Source organism: Bacillus thermotolerans, assembly GCF_000812025.2.
Lineage (GTDB): Bacteria > Bacillota > Bacilli > Bacillales > Domibacillaceae > Quasibacillus > Quasibacillus thermotolerans.
Genome location: NZ_JWJE02000018.1, coordinates 99,542 through 120,285 on the forward strand (window position 1 = coordinate 99,542; position 20,744 = coordinate 120,285).

The 20,744-nt window shown below is 46.3% G+C and carries 14 protein-coding genes; 9 read left to right on the top strand and 5 right to left on the bottom strand.

What is annotated here, in order from left to right:
* The first annotated feature begins 10 nt into the window (after positions 1–10).
* From QY97_RS09310 to QY97_RS09320, 3 genes are all read left to right on the top strand, one after another.
* On the top strand, positions 11–1,945 hold the full coding sequence (locus QY97_RS09310; protein WP_052728947.1) for a S8 family peptidase: 1,935 nt from the start codon (positions 11–13) through the stop codon (positions 1,943–1,945).
* Between the two features lie 350 nt (positions 1,946–2,295).
* On the top strand, positions 2,296–3,321 hold the full coding sequence (locus QY97_RS09315; RefSeq protein ID WP_039233032.1) for a C40 family peptidase: 1,026 nt from the start codon (positions 2,296–2,298) through the stop codon (positions 3,319–3,321).
* Between the two features lie 154 nt (positions 3,322–3,475).
* Positions 3,476–5,437, top strand: coding sequence for an S-layer homology domain-containing protein (locus QY97_RS09320; RefSeq protein ID WP_052728948.1), 1,962 nt, complete (start codon positions 3,476–3,478; stop codon positions 5,435–5,437).
* Positions 5,438–5,680: 243 nt separating this feature from the next.
* Here QY97_RS09320 and QY97_RS09325 read toward each other — a convergent pair whose 3' ends face one another.
* Together QY97_RS09325 and murJ are read right to left on the bottom strand one after the other, a co-directional pair.
* Positions 5,681–7,195, bottom strand: coding sequence for a hypothetical protein (locus QY97_RS09325; RefSeq protein WP_039233034.1), 1,515 nt, complete (start codon positions 7,193–7,195; stop codon positions 5,681–5,683).
* Positions 7,196–7,210: 15 nt separating this feature from the next.
* Positions 7,211–8,782, bottom strand: a complete 1,572-nt coding sequence (gene murJ / locus QY97_RS09330; RefSeq protein WP_046128710.1) for a murein biosynthesis integral membrane protein MurJ — start codon at positions 8,780–8,782, stop codon at positions 7,211–7,213.
* A 149-nt stretch (positions 8,783–8,931) separates the two neighbouring features.
* On the opposite strand from murJ, the gene QY97_RS09335 reads away from it, so the two are divergent.
* Both QY97_RS09335 and QY97_RS09340 read left to right on the top strand, forming a co-directional pair.
* A complete protein-coding gene (locus QY97_RS09335; protein WP_039233037.1) occupies positions 8,932–9,756 on the top strand; it encodes an STAS domain-containing protein in 825 nt (274 codons plus the stop codon).
* Positions 9,757–9,814: 58 nt separating this feature from the next.
* Positions 9,815–10,801, top strand: a complete 987-nt coding sequence (locus tag QY97_RS09340) for a nuclease-related domain-containing protein (protein ID WP_039233040.1) — start codon at positions 9,815–9,817, stop codon at positions 10,799–10,801.
* Positions 10,802–11,169: 368 nt separating this feature from the next.
* Here the strand turns inward: QY97_RS09340 and QY97_RS09345 are convergent, their stop codons facing one another.
* Positions 11,170–12,342: a glycosyltransferase family 4 protein gene (locus QY97_RS09345; RefSeq protein WP_039233041.1), complete on the bottom strand. Its 1,173-nt coding sequence runs from the start codon at positions 12,340–12,342 to the stop codon at positions 11,170–11,172.
* Positions 12,343–12,357: 15 nt separating this feature from the next.
* Positions 12,358–13,464, bottom strand: coding sequence for a polysaccharide pyruvyl transferase CsaB (gene csaB, locus QY97_RS09350; RefSeq protein ID WP_039233044.1), 1,107 nt, complete (start codon positions 13,462–13,464; stop codon positions 12,358–12,360).
* A gap of 171 nt (positions 13,465–13,635) precedes the next feature.
* On the opposite strand from csaB, the gene QY97_RS09355 reads away from it, so the two are divergent.
* The 4 genes from QY97_RS09355 to QY97_RS19550 all read left to right on the top strand — a co-directional run bounded on the left by QY97_RS09355 (position 13,636) and on the right by QY97_RS19550 (position 20,414).
* On the top strand, positions 13,636–14,931 hold the full coding sequence (locus tag QY97_RS09355; protein ID WP_039233047.1) for a nucleotide sugar dehydrogenase: 1,296 nt from the start codon (positions 13,636–13,638) through the stop codon (positions 14,929–14,931).
* Between the two features lie 11 nt (positions 14,932–14,942).
* On the top strand, positions 14,943–15,659 hold the full coding sequence (locus QY97_RS09360) for a WecB/TagA/CpsF family glycosyltransferase (RefSeq protein WP_039233049.1): 717 nt from the start codon (positions 14,943–14,945) through the stop codon (positions 15,657–15,659).
* A 104-nt stretch (positions 15,660–15,763) separates the two neighbouring features.
* A complete protein-coding gene (locus QY97_RS09365) occupies positions 15,764–16,864 on the top strand; it encodes a glycosyltransferase (RefSeq protein ID WP_039233051.1) in 1,101 nt (366 codons plus the stop codon).
* A gap of 454 nt (positions 16,865–17,318) precedes the next feature.
* Positions 17,319–20,414 (top strand): S-layer homology domain-containing protein, encoded by a 3,096-nt coding sequence (locus QY97_RS19550; RefSeq protein WP_052728949.1) that lies wholly within the window; start codon positions 17,319–17,321, stop codon positions 20,412–20,414.
* A 142-nt stretch (positions 20,415–20,556) separates the two neighbouring features.
* On the opposite strand, the gene QY97_RS19910 is transcribed toward QY97_RS19550, so the two are convergent.
* A partial coding sequence (locus QY97_RS19910; protein ID WP_039231265.1) for a transposase occupies positions 20,557–20,744 on the bottom strand: 188 nt, incomplete at its 5' end.

Sequence of the window (20,744 nt, forward strand, 5' to 3'; positions counted from 1 at the left end):
GGTGATGGATTTGCACAAAATACCTACATACTTTTTTTCTTTGTTTGCGCTCTGTGTCTTCATCTATTCTTCCCCAGCAATAGCAGAAGCAAACACCATCGACCAACAGCGGGTCATTGTTTCCTTCCATAATGAAGTGGACCGTCAGCTGCTAAATAATTATGCGGATAAAGTCGTTCATGTATTCGATGAATTGCCTTCTGCTGTTGTTGAAGTGACGGACGTGCAGAAGAAGATGCTTCAAGTTCATCCGGCTGTAGAATCCGTGGAGGTAGATAAGCCGGTCGAAAAAAGCGCCCAAACCATCTCTTGGGGATATGAAGCCGTCGAAGTGGCCAAGCGAGTCCCTGGCACACTTAGTGGAAAAGGGGTTAAAGTTGGAATTCTGGATTCAGGCGTGGATACGGATCATCCAGATTTGAAGATTGCGGGCGGTGCCTGCATGATGGAGGTTGCCTGGAGTGATGGCTGTACTGATTCATACGAAGATACGAATGGGCACGGCACGCATGTGACAGGCATTGTAGCAGCACAAAATAATTCGATTGGTACAGTTGGTGTAGCACCGAATGCAGAAATTTATGCTGTTAAAGTGCTGAATGAATATGGTGACGGTACAACTGCGACCATGATGGCTGGTGTAGAATGGGCCATCAAACAGGATCTTGACATTATTAATATTAGTGTGACGACAGAATATAGAGATTCGAATCTTGAGCGCATGATTGAACGTGCGTATGAGCATGGCATCTTGATTGTAGCTGCAGCCGGAAACCGCGGAGCCATCAGGACTGCGGGTGCTTCTACAGTAGAATATCCGGCAAAATTTGATGAAGTCATTGCTGTTGGTTCTATTAATCAGCAAAGAATGCATGACAATCTGTCATCCATCGGGCCGGAGGTAGAATTGTCGGCTCCTGGTGATAAGATTCTCAGTACTGTACCGGCAGATGTAAGAGACAAGGAATATGCTGAATCATCCGGGACTTCCATGGCGGCTCCGTATGTGACGGGACTTGCTGCGTTGTACAAAGAGAGATATCCTGAAATGACCAATAAGCAAATTCGTGAGCTGCTGCAGAAAAACGCACTCGATCTTGGAGAGCCGGGAAGAGACAAATATTATGGCTATGGACTGGCAAAAGTGGACAAAAACCCGGTCAGTCACGGTGTTTCTCTTCCATATAAAGCCAGTGGTACAGGGGAAATAGCGATTAACACACGTCAGGCGGCAAGCAAATTTAACACATACAATGTGTATCGGTTTGATACATTAATAGCAAAAGAGCAAACGGCCTCTGGAATTGTTGATTATGCCTCAGCGGGAACGCTTTATTATTATGTTCATCCGGTTGTAGACGGAAAAGAGAGCAATGAATTTGTTTCTTTGAAAGTACAGAATAGCGGACCTAAGCTAAAGGATGTGCCTTTGACAAAGTGGTATAACCGATTTGTTTCCTTCCTATATTATAAAGATATTATGCAGGGGTACACAGATGGCACCATTAAGCCTGAGCAGTCCATCAAGAGAGGAGAAGCGGCCACCCTTCTTGGCAAGTCTCTTGGGTTGAACGGCGAAACTCGCAGCACGCGATTCACAGATGTGTCGGCGAATGTTGGCGCCTCTGGGTATATTGAATCCCTCGCAGAAGAAGGAGTTATTGATGGATTTCCGGATGGTACATTTCGGCCAGATGAAAATGTCACCCGGGCACAAATGGCGCTTATGATTGCCAAGGCATATGACATTGCTGGCCAGGATCATACGGAATTCAACGATATGACTGAGAATGTCACCGGCTATGAGTATATCAATGGCATGGCTGCTGCCTCGATCATTGACGGGTACACAGATGGTTCTTTCCGTCCGCATCAAACGATTAACCGAGCAGAATTCTCTTCCTTCCTAGCGAAAACGATCAATGAAGAGATGCGTATAAATTAAAGAAAACCCGCTGTCCATTGAAGCATGGACAGCGGGTTTTCTGTGTGTAATATAAGCGCGAAAAACCGTTTAATTTTCAGTATATTCAGTTTTATTACTGAAATATGTCAATGTTACGTAAAAACATAAAATACAGTAGTTCAGTGTTATATTTTTTTATTTATAATGTGATCCAATAAATGGAAGGTTATCCAATGCGGTGAGAACAGCTTTTATAGAAGTTACATAGAGAAATAGGAATGTAATGCAACCGTAAAAGAATAAGAGGTTTATTTTTGCTAGAATAACCTCAGTGAGAAAAAAAAGAAAAGAACGTAAAATTTTCTATATAAATTTTGGGGGTTTAGTGAGTGAAGAAGTTTAAGAAGATCCTAGTGAGCGGTTTAGCTTCTATTTTATTAATGACAGCGGCACCAGCCGTATTGCCGGAAGAAATGAACATGAAAGCCGAAGTACAAGCAGCTACAATCGGTGAAGCAATGGTTGAATATGGTAAAAAGTTCATGGGCGTTCCTTACGTATTTGGCGGAACTACACCGAGCGGATTTGACTGCTCCGGTTTTACTCAATATGTATATAAGCATGCAGCAGGCATCAGCATCCCGCGTACAACAGATCAGCAGTACAAAGTCGGTACTTCTGTATCTAAAAGCGATCTGCAGCCTGGAGACCTTGTGTTCTTCAAGAACACCTACAGAAAAGGTATCTCTCACGTTGGAATTTATGCAGGCAACAACATGGTACTAAATGCGACATCCAGCAAAGGAATCGCTCTTGTCTCTTTAAGCAACTCTTACTGGGGACCAAAATATGCAGGCGCTAAGCGTGTAGCTGAATATGTGGACGGATTTAAAGATGTAGCTGAGTCTGCACCTACACATGAAGCGATTATGACATTAACAGATAAAGGCGTCATCCAAGGGTTCGATGATTTTACTTTCCGTCCAGATGAGCCGGTTACTCGCGGTCAAGCTGCTGCAATTATTAACCGTGTACTAGGTAATGAGCCTAAAGTTATGAGTCATTTTACGGATGTGCCGAAGTCTTATCGCTTTGCGGTAGATATTGCGGCGATTCGCGAAGCAGGTATCATTAACGGATTCCCGGACAAGACCTTCCGTCCGAATGAATATATGACACGTACAGAAATGGCAGTCATTGTACAAAATGCATTTGACTTGAAATTGGGTAATGCAGGGGCTGCATCTAATCCTTACGCAGAAGTGAAAAAAGGTTACTGGGCGTACGAGCCGATTGTAACAATGAGCACGATCGACAAAACAGGTATCTTCAAAACTGAGAAATACTACGGAGATCATCGTGCGACTCGTGAGGTATTTACAACAGCCATCTACAACGCCATGAATGCGAAATAATTTATAGACTAATAGTCTTGGGAGAAATCCTAAGGCTATTTTTGTTTTTAAGAAAAATTTATAAAAATTATACATTTTCTCTATTAAATTCCTGCGTCTCTTCCGATAGAATAGAAGAAGGTAAAAAGGAAATTATTTCGAAAGGAGCACAATATTGGTTTTTAAGAGAGTTGCTGCAGTTTCTATGTCACTAATGATGTTATTCCCGCTTGCACAGCCTTTAAACACAGAAGCGGCGAGTTTAAACGATGAGGTACAAGCCATGGTGGATCTTGGGGTTATGCAAGGATTTGAAGGAGGAGACCTCCGCCCGGGTCAGAATGTGACGCGGGCTGAATTTGCGACGTTTTTAACGCGTGCTTTGCACTTGCCGCCCGGTCCGTCTGTTTTTAAAGATGTGCCGTCTACGTTAACGCTGGCGCCAGGTGTCAATGCCGCTGCGGCTGCCGGTATCGTAAACGGCGGATCAAATGGACGGTTCCAACCTGATGCGTTAATTACGAGACAAGACATGGCGCTGATGATCAGCAATGCCATGGAATATTTAAAGATGAAGGTAGAGTATAAGCCATCAGGGTTCGCAGATGTAGAGGGGCTAAGCTCCGCTCATAAAATTGCGATCGGTCAGGCTTATGAACTAGGTATTATCCAAGGTTATTCTTCTACCCATTTCGAGCCGGAACGTTATGCTACCCGGGCACATGCGGCTGCGTTCATCAACCGCTTGCTTCAAGTGATTAAGTCGACGGGAACGCCCCTGCCTGAGCCGCCGGCTGCTACAAAGCCGAATGGCGACTTAAGCAAGCCTTTCTTAGTAGGGGACACGGACCAGTCTGGCCGAAAGAGTTATGTTTCTTCCTATCGTACATTCGATGAAGCGAAGCAGGCCATGGATCAGCAAGGTCATGAGCTAGTTGTAAAAGATGGGAAAGTCGTATATATGAAGCCGAATAGCGGCATCGTGTTCGCTGACAGCAAGGCTTCTACTGTCACGTTGTACAGTGATCCAACATTCACAACACTGAAAGCCTATATGCCGACAGCGAATGGCTTTAATAATGAAGTAAAGTATATTACTTCTACGGATCAGTACGTGAAGGTGGCGCTGGGCGGCAAGGAATATTATATGAAGCCGCAAGACAGCCTCCTTGTTCCATTCGAGGGAGCACCTGGCCGAGGCTATTATTCTGTAAGAAATGGCGAACTCTATCATTCTATTTATCTATATAAAGAAGATCGCTACGTTTCTTACCTTGCTGGACCAGCCCCTGATTTTATGCAGCCGGGACAGAAATATTACAGCTGGGATAATGCTGTATTCTACAACGATCAAGGCCGGGTAGCAGGTAGCGCGTATCAATATTTCCAGTTCTTATCGGCACGGACAACGTCTAATTACACAGTGGAGGAGCTGGACCGCTTTATTAACAACGCCTTGGCTGAAAGAAAAGCAACAGGCCTGGCGAAGTACAAAGATGCTCCGACGAAGAGTAAGCTCGTTGGACTTGGCTCTACACTCAAAAAGGTAGAACAAGAGAAGCAAATCAATGCGCTGTTGATTCTAGCCATGGCTATTCATGAGAGTGATTATGGCATGAGCCGTCACGCTCAAATTAACAACAACCTGTTCGGTATTGCGGTATATGACAGCAGACCGGAAGAAGGCAAGTCTTTCCCAACTCCTGAAGCAAGCGTCCATCACTTAGCTGACGGTTACTTAAACGACCGCTATGTGATCCCGAACCCGGCAGGTGCTTGGAAACAGACGATCGCTAATGGAGCAGCCGCCGGTAACAAAGGCGTCGGTATCAACGTCCGCTATGCTTCTGATATTGACTGGGGAGCAAAAGTGGCCGGCCACATGTACCGTATTGACAAAGCTCTTGGCGGCAAGGACTTCAATAAGTACAAACTTGGTTTCACCACAGTGGATGACTTAAACATCCGCATGCAGCCAAACGGCGCTGTACAATTCTCCTACAGAGAAGCAGGCATGCCAGTAGCCTTGATCGGCAACCCGGTCTCCGGCTGGCAGAAGGTGTTCTCTGACGAATTGCGCTACACAGAAGGATATGTATCCTCTCAATACATTCAAACAATCCCTGTTGCCAAGTAACGATAAGTAACCCCTTCCCATGTTGGAAGGGGTTTTTATTTACGGTGGTAAGGAATCGCACATATTTAGTGGAGAACCGCACATTTTTGTTGGAAAATCGCTCATAAAGAGGGGAACGCTCATATCGGGTCGAGAATCGCTCATAAAACAGGGAAATCGCTCATACTCAAACCAAAATCGCTCATATCGAGAAAAAACCGCTCATAATCCTTCCCAGCCGCCACACGAAAAAACGCCGCTCGCTTATTTGGCGAGGGCGTTTTGTTTGCTTTCAATCAGTTTCTGCAAAACCGGGCTTTTCTTGTTGCCAAGGGCTTGCCATTTCTTTTCATGGCGGATAAGGTCGCCGAGTGTAAGCCATTTATAATCATTTCCATCAAAGGAGAGATCCCGGTTCACTTGATACCACAAGTCGCCGTTCGGGCGGATCCATTGTTCACCGAGCGACTCGATGCCTCGGCGGATCTGGCCGGCGGCGTCTAAATACTTTTTCTCCCCGGTGGCATGATAAGCGTCAATCAGCAAATTTGCTTCACCGAGTGCGTGATTAAGTGACGCGTGAATGTACTGTTTCCCTTGGTGAGGGGAATAATAGTCAGCTGGCAGATAGCCTCGCTTCGTCTCGACAATATTGCCGATAGCAATCAAGTTGAGCAAGTAATCAGCATAGTGGGGCAGAGCGTCGATCAATACTTTTTCATCAAATTCCTTCCCAATTCGGTGTAAGTAAATCGCAATTAATTCATTATGCCGCGTATCCACATAGGGAGAAGTAATATCGTACTTCTGTTTCAGCCACGTACTTGTATATTCCGTTTTCCAGATGGAGTCACCTTTTTGAGCGCGGTATTCCAACAGGTTGCCGACAGACTGTAAGGTTAAGTTATAAAAATAGCGATCCCCCGATTTGAAGTAGCGGTCGATGGCTTCCTTCTCAATCATTGTGCCGAGATGGTGACCATAGCCTTGCTTCGTAAATGGTTCGATCGACCACGGCAGCTTTTTAATCGATCCATCGACGGTAAACCAATTGTTGACCTCCTGGTAATGGTTATACTGAAAGTCAATCCAGTCGCTTAAGTGGTCCGCAGTTTTAAAAAGTGGTTCCTTCGCTAGCATGAACCATTGTTCGGACAGCTGGTTAGGCGGTGCCTCTAAGGTGAAAGAAAAGCCGCTTCCGTCATGCTGAAGCGTGTCCTTTTCTGCAGTCAACTCCCGTACATTGCTTTGCTGCCCATTCTTATACAGCTCTGTCCGCACCATTGACTGATATTGCTTGCTGACGACAGCTTCATATAGAAAGCGGCCATCCTTTGAGTAACGCAGTAAGCCGGAAGGAGGCGTCGTTTTATCTAGGCCGATTACTCCATCATGGGCACGCTCCTTCACGTCACGATGCCAATCGATAAAATAATAATCGCTCGCATCTGGCTGGGGCACGCTCACGTTTAAGGCGAGGGGCTCACTTGATTCGTTGTCGAGCTGGAGCATGGCGAAGCGGTCGCCGTTAGCGAGTGTGCGAATCCTTACTTGCACTTGTCCTTGATGCTCCCACTCATACGTATACAAGATATCTTTATAAAGAGAAGAAAGGCTTGATTCACTTGTGTCCTGCAGGATGAGCGGCTGATGCAGCAGAAGCTCCAGGTCGCCGAGCGGTATTTTTTCAATAGCCGCTGCTTGACTGCCGCTCTGGTTTTCCTCGCAGCCGGCGAGCAGCAGAGCAGCTGCGAGCAGCATATAGAGCAAGCACTTCACGGATTGTTCACCTGCCTATCCTTTGGCTTTTCTTTTTACAATGCTGATCATCTGGCGGAAGCCTTCCTTATAGAAAAGGAATAAGCCGAGCGCATACAGAGCAACGCCGAGCGGTACGATGATCAATAGCTGCCATAAAGAATATAAATCAGAGATCGGTGTCAGCTGCTTTAAGAAGTACAGCGGTACGGCCATGAAGGCAGTGACAACCGCTACTCGCCCGACTAATCCAAACAGTCGGGTCGCTTCCTTCTTCTCGAAGTCTCTGTAGACAAAGATGGTGCTGACGGTCAAATAGTATAAGGAAACAAAGGAACTCGTTAAAGCAAGTCCTGGATAGCCGAACGGTCCGACAAATAACCAGTTCAGCAGCACGTTCAGCGCAATCGTTGTCACACTGATACGGAAAATGATGTTCGTCTTGCCGCGTGCGTACATCGATTTCGAGACGATATACTGCAAGCCTTGAGCCACAATAATAGGTAAATAGAGCATGAGAGCTAAGTACGTATTATATGTATCCTCCGCGGTAAATTGCCCGCGCTGGAAAATGAACGCAATGGCTTCTTCCCCGACGAGAAACAAGCCGGCCGCAATTGGTGCCAACGTCACGAGGGAGATCTGCATGCCCATGAAGAAGGTGTTCTGAAATTTCTCCAGGTTGTCCACTTGTTCTGAAAGCAGAGTAAAGATAATAACTGCAATCGTTGTTCCGTAAATAGTATGGGGAATACTCGTAATGAGAGAAGCGTTGTTTAAGTAAGTAACCGCTCCTTCTACCGTATTCGATGCAAATGCCTTATTCACAAACATGTTGATTTGGCCGACGACTGAGTTCAATAAGGATGGAATCAGCAGCACGACGAAGGCGCGACGGAAATCCTCTTCTATTTTAAGCGCTGGGCTCCAGCGCCAGCCTTTCTTCAACAGGAAAAAGAGCTGAACGAGAATGCCGAGTACGGTACCAACAATAAAACCATAAGCTAAGCTGTGAATGCCCCATATATCAGAGAAGAGCAGGGCAAAAACAGCCCCCATGAGAGCGGACAGCAGCTTAGAGATTTGCGCCGGCACAAAAATACGCCGCCCCTGCAGGTAGGACTCCAAAATACCGTTTAGCGCAATAACACTCATAAATAAGAAGAAAAATTGCGTAATTTCAATCGCTATTTCCTCTGTCTCCGGCTTCATATTTCCATAGATGAACGGCACAAGCAACGGTGCCAGCAGCCAGCCGATAATAGAAACGCCAAGGAACAATAGCACGGTAACATTCATGATGGCATTGGCGTTCCGCTCCGTCTGTTCCGGTGCGTTCTTTCGTTTCTGCACGTACATGGGCAGGAACACATTGTTAAATCCGACCGCAATCATCGCGACAACAAGCGTAATAAACGAGAACGCCAGCAAATATCCATCTGTATACACACTAGCTCCGAACTCGCGTGCAATAATGCTTTCCCGCAGAAAGCCAGAAAGCTTAACCAGCAAGGAAAGCCCCGCAAGCCACAGAGCTGCTTTTTTCAACGACACACGTTCCACCTCAATATCTATCAAAATAGAAAAACTCAATAATTTATAATACATGAAATATAGAAGGAAGTTAAGAGAGAGGAAAGGGGAGAATGGCATATAAGTTATTTTTTCCCTGGCGTCTACGAAACAAAAGAACGATTTTCTTTTCACTTGTGATTATGTTTATAATAGAGGTACAAGAATGAGCTGGGGTGAAGAAGATGAAGTTGAATAAGCAGATATATGATTTCTTTCAAGAAAGACTTGAACAGCTAACGGAAGACTGGTACAACTCGCTCGATAAAAGTGATCCTGAGGGCATTTATGCCACGGACGACCCCGAGATGATTGCGAACCTGAAGGATCAGAATTTCCGCTTTCATAAAAATTTAACGCAGCTTTTAATTCTGGAGGAAGAAGCCTTCTACGAGCAATTCGAAGACTGGATTACTGAAATATCATCAGATAAAGAACACTTGAACACACCGATTCACTTTATCATTCGTGAATTCACCAGAACGCGGGAGCAATATATGGACTTGATTGATGAGTTCTCCCGTCAGAATGATGAGGTGAATCAGCTGCGCATCGATAGATGGAAGGATAAAATTGTCCGAGTGATCGATCGAGTGGTGCTGCAATTTACGGAGGAAACGTATAAATATCAGAGAAAGCTGCTAGAAGCGCAGAAGGAAATGATTAATGAGCTGAGTTCCCCGGTGATCAAGCTGAAAGGCGGTACAGCTCTCTTGCCTTTAGTAGGGGACATCGATACGGCACGGGCGAAGTTTATTCTCGAGAATACGCTTCAGCAGTGTGCGGACCTACATATCAGCCATCTTCTAATTGATGTGTCCGGTGTGGTCATGATTGACACGATGGTAGCGTACCAGCTATTCCAGCTCATTGATGCACTGGAGCTGATCGGTGTGAAATCCACGTTATCAGGCATTCGGCCGGAAATCGCGCAAACCGCTGTACAGCTCGGCCTTAACTTCGAGAAGGTTCATACGGTCAGCACATTAGCCAAAGCGATTAATTTTTAAAGAAGCTCCGGAGGAAGTCCTTCTTCCGGAGTTTTTTCGTTCGAAAGGGGATGATTGATTGATTGTTAAACCAAGAGACCTCCCAATCAAGCTTCGCAAGCTGGAAGCGCTAGACCGGAGGCTGCCAACTTTTCATGAGGAAAGAACCATCATCGAAGCAGAGCTGGCAAAAGTAAAGGCCGGCCACCGCGGAGAAAGAGAGCTGGATTATCATCTGTCTTTCTTAGAGAGGGATCAGCCCATCACGCTTCACGATTTGCGCCTGCCCGGTGTGAGCGGCCGCTTCTTCCAAATGGATACACTTTTGCTGTACCCCTCGATGGCACTAATTGTCGAAGCAAAGAACATGAGCGGAACCTTGCTGTTTGATCAGCAATTTCATCAGCTCATCCGTACGCAGGCTGGAAGCGAAGATATATTCGCTGATCCGCTGCTGCAGGTTCGTCGCCAAGCCTATCAGCTTTCCTCCTGGCTTTCCCGCCACTTCCGTGTAACCCTTCCCATCATTCCGCTTATCGCGATCAGTTCTCCCTCTGCCAAAATCACCACTAATACGAATGACCCCTCTCTTTCTGACACTGTCCTTCATGCGGCTGCTATTCCGTACAGGGTCGAGCAGCTATATGAGGAGCATTCATCTGTGATACTCTCACCAGAGCAGCTTAAAGCTGTGACCCGCAGGCTGCTCTCCAGCCACACCCCATATAATCCCGACATTCTTAAGCTTTACAGCATCCATACAGACGATTTGGAGAAGGGCGTCCAATGTCCGGAGTGCCGGTGTTTTTCCATGAAGCGGCTAAAGGGAGGCTGGCAATGCCCGTACTGCCGTTTCCGCTCCAAGCATGCCCATCTTCAAGCGCTGACAGACTACGCTCTCCTGCATGCCCCCGTCATCAATAACCAGCAATGCCGCGCGTATTTGCAGCTCGACTCCCGCTTCACCGCCATGCGCCTGCTCACATCATTGAACCTTCCTCACCAAGGCGACAAACGAGGCCGAACATACCAGCTTGACCCTCTCCTCACTACACCCGTGCCGTAACGGCCGGGTGGTTTTTTGTTGTGTGGGAGTTATGAGCGGTTATATATGGAATATGAGCGGTTTTCTTCGTGAAATGAGCGATTTTATGTAAGAAAAGAGCGGTTATCCTGGGAAATGATCGATTCCCGGGGAATGAGCGATAATTGTGTTAATATGAGCGATTTCGTGTAAAAAAAGAGCGGTTATCCCGGGAAATGGGCGATTCCCGGGGAATGAGCGATAATCTTGTTAATATGAGCGATTTCGTGTAAAAAAAGAGCGATTCCCCCAGGAAAAGAGCGATTCTACCCAAAAAAGAGCGATCTCCATCAATCCGATCAACGCAAAAAAACCTGCCGTTCGTCACGGCAGGGGAATGAGTGCTCATTTTATCGATTAATGGCTTTTTTATAAATTTCTTCGTACTTCTCGGCGGCGGCCAGGTGGGAATATTCTGCTTCAATTTTCGCACGGGCCCGTTCAGCGAGCTGGCGGCCTTTCTCTGGCTGGTCCAGCAGCTCGGTCATCGCGGCGGACAGCTCTTCGACATTCTTCTCTTCAACGAGCAGGCCGTCAACATTGTGATCGACGATCTCCTTCAATCCACCGACAGCGCAGGCGATCAGCGGCTGGCCGGAGCCCATCGCTTCAAGAGCGGAAATGGAGGTCGCTTCTTCCACGCCGGCAGAGTGAATACTCGGCACAAGGACGACATCAGCGAGAGCGTAGTATTCTTTAATCTGCTGATGCGGGATAGCTCCGAGCAGGCGAACATTCTTCTCGATGCCGCGCTCAGCAATAAGGCGCTTCATTTCATCCATGGCTTCGCCTGTACCGGCAAAAATAAGCTGAGCGTTCGGATATTTCTCCAGCACAGCCGGCAAGGAAAGAATAGGGTAAATGACGCCGTTCTTCTTTGTTAACCGGCGGGGCACGAAGAAAACAGGTGCCTCCTCATCCACGCCGTGTTTCTTCCGGTAAGCGGTTTTATTCTCTGTATCCGGACGGAAATCATCTACATTAATGAAGTTTCGGATCGCGGTGCCATTAATGCCAGCTTCACGCTTCACGTACTCTTTAATGCGGGTGTCTACTGTAATAATTGCCCGTGTGCCGCGATACGCTTTAATCTCTTCTTGAAGCAGGAAACGTTCCTCGGCACTGTCCTTTAAAATGTTACCGGCACTTAATGCTTCATATGTTAAATAGCCATGCACCGTCGACACAACCGGAAGGCCCGCATCAATCGCGGCGAATGTGGCATACACTTCCTGTGCATTCACGATATCATAATTGTTGCGCTTCGCTTTCTCCATCAGCTTCTGCAGCATCTCTTTCCGTTTCTGCAAGCCGTATACGAAGCCTTTTCCTTTTGCTACTTTATTCATTAGAAAGCCGGGGCCGCGGACTTTCGCTTTTTGTGTAAACTCTGGAATATCGGAAAAGGACAGCACATCGACTTCATGGCCGCGCGCCTCCAGTCCGGCCTTCAACGTCTCCACATGAACAGACAAACCGCCGACATGCGGATGATGGTACACCGTCGCAAGCAAAATTTTCATTCAGAAACCCTCGCTTCACATAAATTTTTGTTTTAGCAGTTCGATATTTTCCAAGGCGTCCTTGCGCATACCAGCTGCATTTTCAATCACCATGCTGCTCAGCTCTCTGCGGTGAGCCAGCACGTAGCGGGCGTTCTCTTTCATTTGTTCCGGATCGAATTCCTCCAGGCGAGTGGAGTACTTCCACATGCCGGAACGCTTCAGCAGGCTTTCGACCTTCTTATCATAGCTGATGCCGATATGCGGCACGCCTGTCAAAGCCGAGAAAATAAGGGAATGCAAGCGAAGACCAATCGTCATCTCGCAATCACCGATAAAGTTCAAATACTGATTCGGCGTGAAGTCTCCGCCAAGCAGGAAGCAGTCGGCCTCGTGCTTCATGCGCTCCATCACCCGCTTCGACGCATTTACATCATGATGGCCCTCCATCGGAACAAACACGGGTGTAATGCCGTCGCTCTCGATCAAGCTGTCCAGCACATCCGCCAGCTTCTCATAATAATCCTCATGATCAAACCATGGCCGCGTCGACACAGCGACGAGCTTCTCCTCGCCCGTCAGCGGCAGGCTGTTCATGCAGGCGGGGTCTTCCTTCTTTTGAAAAGCAAAGACGATATCCGCCGTCACGACCGTTTCGGGACGAGTGACGCCGAGCTTATGTAAATAATCCTTTGAATACTGATCACGCACCGTAATGAAGTCCGCGCGGTTAGCAAATACTTTCATTAAGATCTTGCCCCATGTCGATGTCACCGGGCCGATGCCTTGCGAGAAGAACATTACTTTCGTTCCGCACAGCTTCGCCAAAAAGGCAATGAGCAAATAATACGGCAGCGGGCCGAATAAGAACTTCGTTGGGTATGTATCCTGTAGCAATCCGCCGCCTCCGCTGATCAGCAGGTCGGCTTCACGCAGTGCCTGTACTTTCTCTTTGTTGCTATGCCGCCAGGCGCGGTACACGGTTTTTACATTATGTGCCTTTGCCGTTTCCTCCGGCGAAAGGGAAAACACCGTTATATCAATGTCATCTATCTCATTTCTCAGGTTATCAACAATCGATTCTAATATAGCTTCATCACCGGTATTGCCTAATCCATAAAACCCTGAAATTACAACCTTCAATCAGGTATCCTCCTCGTTAATCAAATACATATAGTTTATCATTGATAAGGGGGACGTTCAACGAAATTAGTGCAAGGCGTTAGTGAATTTGCTATACTATGAAAAGTAATAAAAACAACCATACTCGCATGCAAATAGATGAATAACTTCCAGTAGAAAGGGTTTTTATACATGCAAAAGATTTGCGTTATCGGTTTAGGGTATATCGGTCTGCCGACAGCAGCTGTTTTCGCCCGTGCCGGTTTTTCTGTTGTTGGTGTAGATGTAAATGAACGAGTGGTCGAACGTTTAAATCAAGGAGAAATCATTATAGAGGAAGTCGGTCTTCCAGAAGTGGTGAAAGAAGTGGTCGCAAAAGGCAAGCTGCATGCGTCCAGCACACCGGAAGAAGCGGATGTGTTCATCATCTCCGTGCCGACGCCTATTCATGCGGATTGCACGGCGAATGTGGATTACGTAGCCAGCGCGACAGAATCTATCCTGCCCTACTTGAAAAAAGGCAACGTGGTCATTGTGGAATCCACGATTCCTCCGCGTACGATTGACGATGTCGTAGCACCGATTATTGAAAAAGCAGGCTTCAATCCGAAGGAAGACGTGGCACTAGCTCACTGTCCGGAACGGGTGCTGCCTGGCCGTATCTTAATCGAGCTTGTAGAAAACACGCGTATCGTCGGCGGATTAACGCCACAGGCCGCTTCTAAAGCAGCAGATGTGTACCGTCAAATCGTAACAGGCGACGTCATTGAGACGGAAGCTGCGACAGCGGAAATGTCTAAGCTGATGGAGAACACATTCCGTGACGTGAACATTGCGTTAGCCAACGAGCTGGCAAAAATCTCTGCCCGTCTTGGCATTGATGCACACAAAGTGATCGAGCTTGCGAACAAGCATCCGCGTGTGAACATTCACCATCCAGGACCAGGAGTAGGCGGTCACTGTCTAGCGGTTGACCCGTACTTCATCATAGAGAAAGCGCCGGAAGAAGCGCTGATGATTCAGCTGTCCCGCGATATTAACAACTCCATGCCTGACTTTGTGATCGAACAGATCATTAAGCTGACGGCTGAGCTGAAGGAGCCGAAAATCGCTCTCTGCGGACTGACATACAAAGGCAATATTGATGACGTGCGCGAAAGCCCGGCGCTTGAGATCGTCGAGAAGGTGCTGGCGAACCCGCGTTATGATGTACGCATTCACGATCCGCACGTACGGGACGACCAAGTTTCATTCCCGCTGGTCTCCTTTGAAGAAGCGGTAAGTAAGGCAAACCTTGTGGTGATTTTAACGGATCATAACGAATTCAAGACCATCGACAAACACGTGCTGCTTGACCAAATGGAAACACCAGTTGTGTTCGATACGAAGAACTGCACGAACTTAGAGCAGGAAGAAGAACTGACGGTGTACCGCATCGGTGACTTAACAAGTCTGCAGGCGATTGCGGTCAAACCAATTAACAGCTGAGGATGTCTGTAATGGAAAAAGAACAATATTTAGGTGTATCGGTTTCTCCATACACCTATGAACAAATCTTAATGGATTTGAAAAAGAGAATTGCTGAAGGAAAACAGTCGACGGTGATCGCTGTAAATCCCGAAAAGGTGATCACCGCTGGCCGTGATCCGGTCGTAAAAGAGCTGATCAATAACTCTACGTACCAGATTGCTGACGGCATCGGCATGATCCTAGCTTCCAAGCTGAAGGGGGGACGCGTGAAAGAGCGCGTCACCGGTGTAGATATGATGGGGCGTCTTCTCCAGTTTGCTGCCGAAGAAGGGCACAGCGTCTTTTTCTATGGAGCGAAGGAAGACGTCGTCCGCACCGCCAAGGAAAAGCTTGAAGCGCAAATTCCCGGGCTGAAGATAGCTGGCTACTCAAACGGCTATGTCAAGGATCAGGAGGCGCTTGTGAGTCAGATCCGCGAGTCCGGAGCGGCTCTTTTGTTCGTGGCGCTCGGCAGTCCGCGTCAGGAGCTCTGGATTAAGGAGAACATGGCCAAATTGCCGAATGTGAAAGTCTTTCAGGGCGTGGGAGGCAGCTTTGACGTATACTCGGGCAACGTCAAGCGGGCGCCGGCCTTCTATCGCAAGTTCGGCCTTGAATGGCTGTACCGCCTGGCTAAGGAGCCGAAGCGGATCAAGCGCCAAATGGCCCTGCCGAAATTTCTGCTGAAGGTATTCGTTCAAAAATAATAGGAAGCTGGCTGTTCCGCGGAAGTGCCAGGCACTCCATTTAAGGAGAGGCCGGCACATGGGAACAGTCTTTTTTTATGGGAAAAATAAAAGGAGGGACGGCTATGAAAGTACTCCATCTCATCAGCGGCGGGGAGACCGGCGGATCGAAGAAGCATGTCATTACGCTGCTGGAGAAGTTTTCGAAGGAGGAAGTGACGCTTGCGCTCATGCAGGAGGGAGCGTTTGCTGAAGAAGCGAGACAGAAAGGCATCCAAACAAAAGTATTTTCGCAAAGCTCACGCTATGATGTATCGATTTTAAAGAAGCTGGTGTCCTTTATAAAGGAAGAATCGTTTGATATTTTACATACGCATGGCCCGCGCGCCAATTTGTTCGGCATTTATTTAAAGAAGAAAACCGGCATCCGCTGGGTGACGACGGTACACAGCGACCCGTCGCTTGATTTTGTAAAGTCCGGCGTGAAAGGAAAGGTTTTTACGACGCTCAGCATGTACGCGGTGAAAAAGATGGACGGCTATTTCGCTGTGTCGGAGCGCTTTAAACAGAATCTTATGAAGCTCGGTGTGAGCGGTGAGAAAATTCACACGATTTACAACGGCATTGATTTTACCGAAACAACGGCTGAGCCTATCAGCCGAAGTGAATTCGGTTTATCGGATGAGGACTTCGTCATGGCGATGGTCGCCCGGCTGCATCCGATTAAAGGGCATACGATTGTCTTCGATGCGATGAAAAGCATAGAAGAAGAGAAGCGGCCGCACCTGCTGCTGGTTGGGGATGGCCCGATCAAGGACGAGCTTATGCAGGAAGCAGCGAAGCGGGGGCTCGAGGGCCACGTACATTTCCTCGGCTTCCGTTCAGACGTCGACCGGATTTACGCCACGAGTGATCTGGCGCTCCTTGCCTCCTACAGTGAAAGCTTTCCGCTGGCGCTGTTAGAAGCAGCCGATCAGCACGTACCGCTTCTAACGACGGATGTCGGCGGGGTGAATGAATTAATTGATAGAGGAGAAACCGGCTGGATTGTGCCCGTAGGAGAAGCGGGCCCGTATGCGGATGCCATTGGGCAGGCCATGGAGAAAAAAGAAAAAGGCGAACTGAAGAAAATGGGAGAAAAGCTTTATGTTTATGCTTCTAGTCATTTCTCGCTCGGAAATCTAGCCGAACGAATGAAACAAATCTATGACAAAATTGTAACCTGAGGGAACGATCCCTCAGGTTTTTTCGACAAAAAATTTGACTTACCTAGATCGAAAGTTACATAAATAACAAAAGTATGTCACATTAAGTTGGTAAAAATTCTTTATTTTTCCTATCAATCTGGTATATAATGAGAAAACAACAAATTACAACAAGGTATTGTTAATAAAAGGTAATTTGTTAACGGGATGATGTCGACTTTTTTACTTTTTTCTAACAAAAATGTTTAAAAGATTTAAAGTTGGAAATAAAGAGAAAGTAGTTGAAAAATAGATGTCATCTGCTAGAATAATAAGGGGATTATAAAATGGTAATTCCACCAAATCTTACATATTGACAACCGAGATGACGGAATTCCAGTGTTAAACCCGCCACATTTACCTCATGGACAACCAGCTTTATTGCTGATTGGTTTCATACATTTAAAACTTTTTACAAAACAGGAGGAACTATTACATGGCTTACCAACCAAAGTCTTATCGTAAGTTTGTTGCCACTGCAGCAACAGCTACTCTAGTAGCAACTGCAGTATCTCCAGCAGCGGCTGCTCCAACAAGCGCTGCGGAATTCACAGACGTATCTCAGCGCTATGAAAAAGCTGTTGAGTACGTAGTAAACGAAAAACTAGCTATCGGTATCACTCCAACTCAATTTGGTACTGCACTTCCAATCAAACGTGTAGATGCAGCAGTTATGATTGCTCGCGCAGCTTACCTGGATGTTGCTAATGCACCAGATTCAGGTTTTACAGATGTACCAAACCGTGCGAAAAAATACGTAGATGCACTTAAAGAAGCAGGCATCATCAACGGTAAATCAGCTACTCAATTCGCTTCTGAGGACCCAATCACTCGTGGTGAAATGGCATTGATCCTTTCCAGAGCATATAATTTAACTGGCGAAGCTGACCACAGCTTTACAGATGTATCTGATCGTTATGACGAAGCGGTTCAAGCACTTGTAGAAGCAGGTATCACTCAAGGTAAATCTGATACTCAATTCGGTACTCAAGATGATATCACTCGTGGTGAGTTTGCTCTATTCTTACACAGAGCTGAAGAATACAGACCAGATCCAGATGTTGATCCAAAACCAATTCCTGGAATCTCTGAAGTAACAGCTCTTAATGAAAACCAAATTACATTAACATTCGAAAAGCCTGTTGATGAAGAACAAATCGACTTTATCGAAGAAGCAGGCAACCGTATCGTTGTGTACACTAACTCTGAAACAGCTCAAACAGCTGGCCTAGTTTCCCGTGTAGTGAACTTCAACGATGAAGGCACAGAAGCTACTGCAGTATTAGTTGACAACCCAAGTGTTGAAGGCAACGTAGAAGGCTTAGTAGAAGGCCGTGAATACACAGTTGCTCTAGTAGACCGCTATGGTACAGACACTCGTCTTGCTAAAGTGATCGAAAAATCAGCTCCAACAGTTCTTCTTGCTGGTATCGAAGCTCCAGCTGTAAGCATTGAAGGACAAGATGACGATGAGCTTGTATTCAGCTTCAGCGAAGAAGTAACAGATGCAGCGACTAACCCAGCTAACTATACTTTCTATGATGAAAATGACCAAGTGGTACAAGGCGTTATTACTGAAAGAGGCCAATTCACAAACAGAACAGCTAACGATGAAGTTGAGTTCGTTATCAACCCAGGTTTACTAGAAGCAGGCGAAACATACCGCGTGGTTCTTAGCCAAAACATCGTAGCGAAAGATGGTTCTACATTTGCTGACGAAGCAAGAAATGTTGAATTCGCTACACCGTCTGTTGCTGAAGCAAAACCAGCACCAACTGTAGCACGTGTTACTGGTCAAGACCAAGTGACTGTAACATTTGACAAGCCGATTGTTGACTTCGAAGAATTGAGCAACTTAAATCTATTTAATGTTTCTCAAGCAGATGGACGCGAATTCGATGTAAACAGCGTTGAATTAGTAGGCGACAGAAACGTTGTTCTAACGATCGAGCCTCTAGTGGCTGACGGACAAGAACAATTCCTTCGTGACGGCAGAACTTATCAAGTAGATATGCCTCAAGGCTTTGCAGTTAACGAAGTTTACCAAAACGCTGCAAACGATGCAGTAAATAACTTAACAGTTGCTGCAGCTACTAACGCTGAAGTAACTTCATTCACTGCTGAGCTAGTACGCCAAGCTGATCAAAAAGATTCTGCAGACCTTCTTCTAGAATTAGATCAGCCTGCAACAGTTACAGGTGAAGGCAATATTACAATTGAAAACTTGGATATTGACCCGGTTGTTATTCCTGCTGAAGATCTTGAAGTATATGAAGGCGACCCAACAGGTAAGACATTCGTTCTAAGAGACGTTACAGAAGAATTCGTACCTGAAGATGGCGAAACTTACCGTGTAACAGTAGATGCTGGCGTATTCCAAGCTATCACTACAAATGCGGATGAAGCAAAAGTGAACGATGAAATGGATGCTGAGCTACAAGGTATCGATGTATCTGCTCCAGAAGTTGAGTCTATCACAGCTGTTTCTACAGAAGAAATTCAAGTTGAGTTTGATGAAGATATCAATATCAGCGGCTTAGAAGAAACAGACGTTCGCGTAGCTGGATTCCTTCGTTCAGTAACTGGTCAAGTAAGCCCGCTTACTCAACTAACAGGTGCTAACTTAATTGAAGTATCTGCTGATGGCAATGTATTAACAATTACACCAGCTCATGAAGCAGTTAAATTTGCAACAGGTAATGTAGAAGACTTCTTGCAAATTGATGCTGATTCATTCACAGATGAAAACGAAATCGAAAACGCTGCTTTCGATTCTGACGATCTAGAGGAAGCAGATTTCAACGATGAAGCAGCTCCAGTCATCCTTGGAACTGAGATCACAGCTGCTGACGAATTAGAGCTTACTTACAGTGAAGCTGTTCGCTTCAACGGTGGAGAGCCAGCTGAAGCAGGTGCTCAATTCACAGTAACAGGTGCTCTAAGAAATGGCACAGCAACTACTGCAACAAATGAAGGCGAAGATAACACTATCGAGCTAGGCTTCGACCAAGCGATCTTTGAAGCTGGCAAAGTATATCCTAACGCTCAGTTGAGATATATTGCTAACACAGTTTCTGCTGTAGAAGACCTTGAAGATAACAGACAACCTTCTCAAACAGTTAACGGCCTTGTGAATGCAAATCCTGAGTTTGCAGCACAACAACCACCAACTGAACAAGAAGTAAGTGAAGAAATTCAACGCGAACTTCAAGAAGCAGTTGAAACAGCTGTTGAAGAATTCGGAGTTCCGGTTGCAGTAGATGGTACTGATATTACTGTTGAAGTAACACCAGAGACTGTTGCAAACTTAAATGGCACAGGCTTCTTCACATCACTAGTTGAAAATGGTGTTAATGCAGTTGTAATTAATGACCAAAGATATAACCTTTTAGAGCAAGCTGGAGCAGCTAGATCAGCTATTATTGCAGATCTACTTGCTGATGACACTGCTACAATCGGTTTAGTATACTCTTACGGCACTGGCAACGAAGCTGTAGTTGACTACACTGTAACTCTTGGAGACGTTCAATAATCTATTCATAGATTTCTAAAGAACTTCTCGGAAGTTAGAAGACCAACCACTTGAGTGGTTGGTCTTCTCACGTTGTTGAAAAACAACTTAGTCAAGAAAACCCTGGTGAATTCTCACCGGGGTTTTCACTTTTTTTGAATTGTTAAACGGAACCTTCTATAATATGAGAAGTGAGGTGGAGACCGATTTTCTGTAAAGAGCGGAGTTTGGCCCACTTTTTCAAGTTTTGTATGATGCCGGTCATCAAAACTTGCGTTTTCACTTTTTGAACTCCACGGTAACGTGCATAGCGCAGACCGTGGAGTTCTTTACTGTGTGCAAAGCTTAATT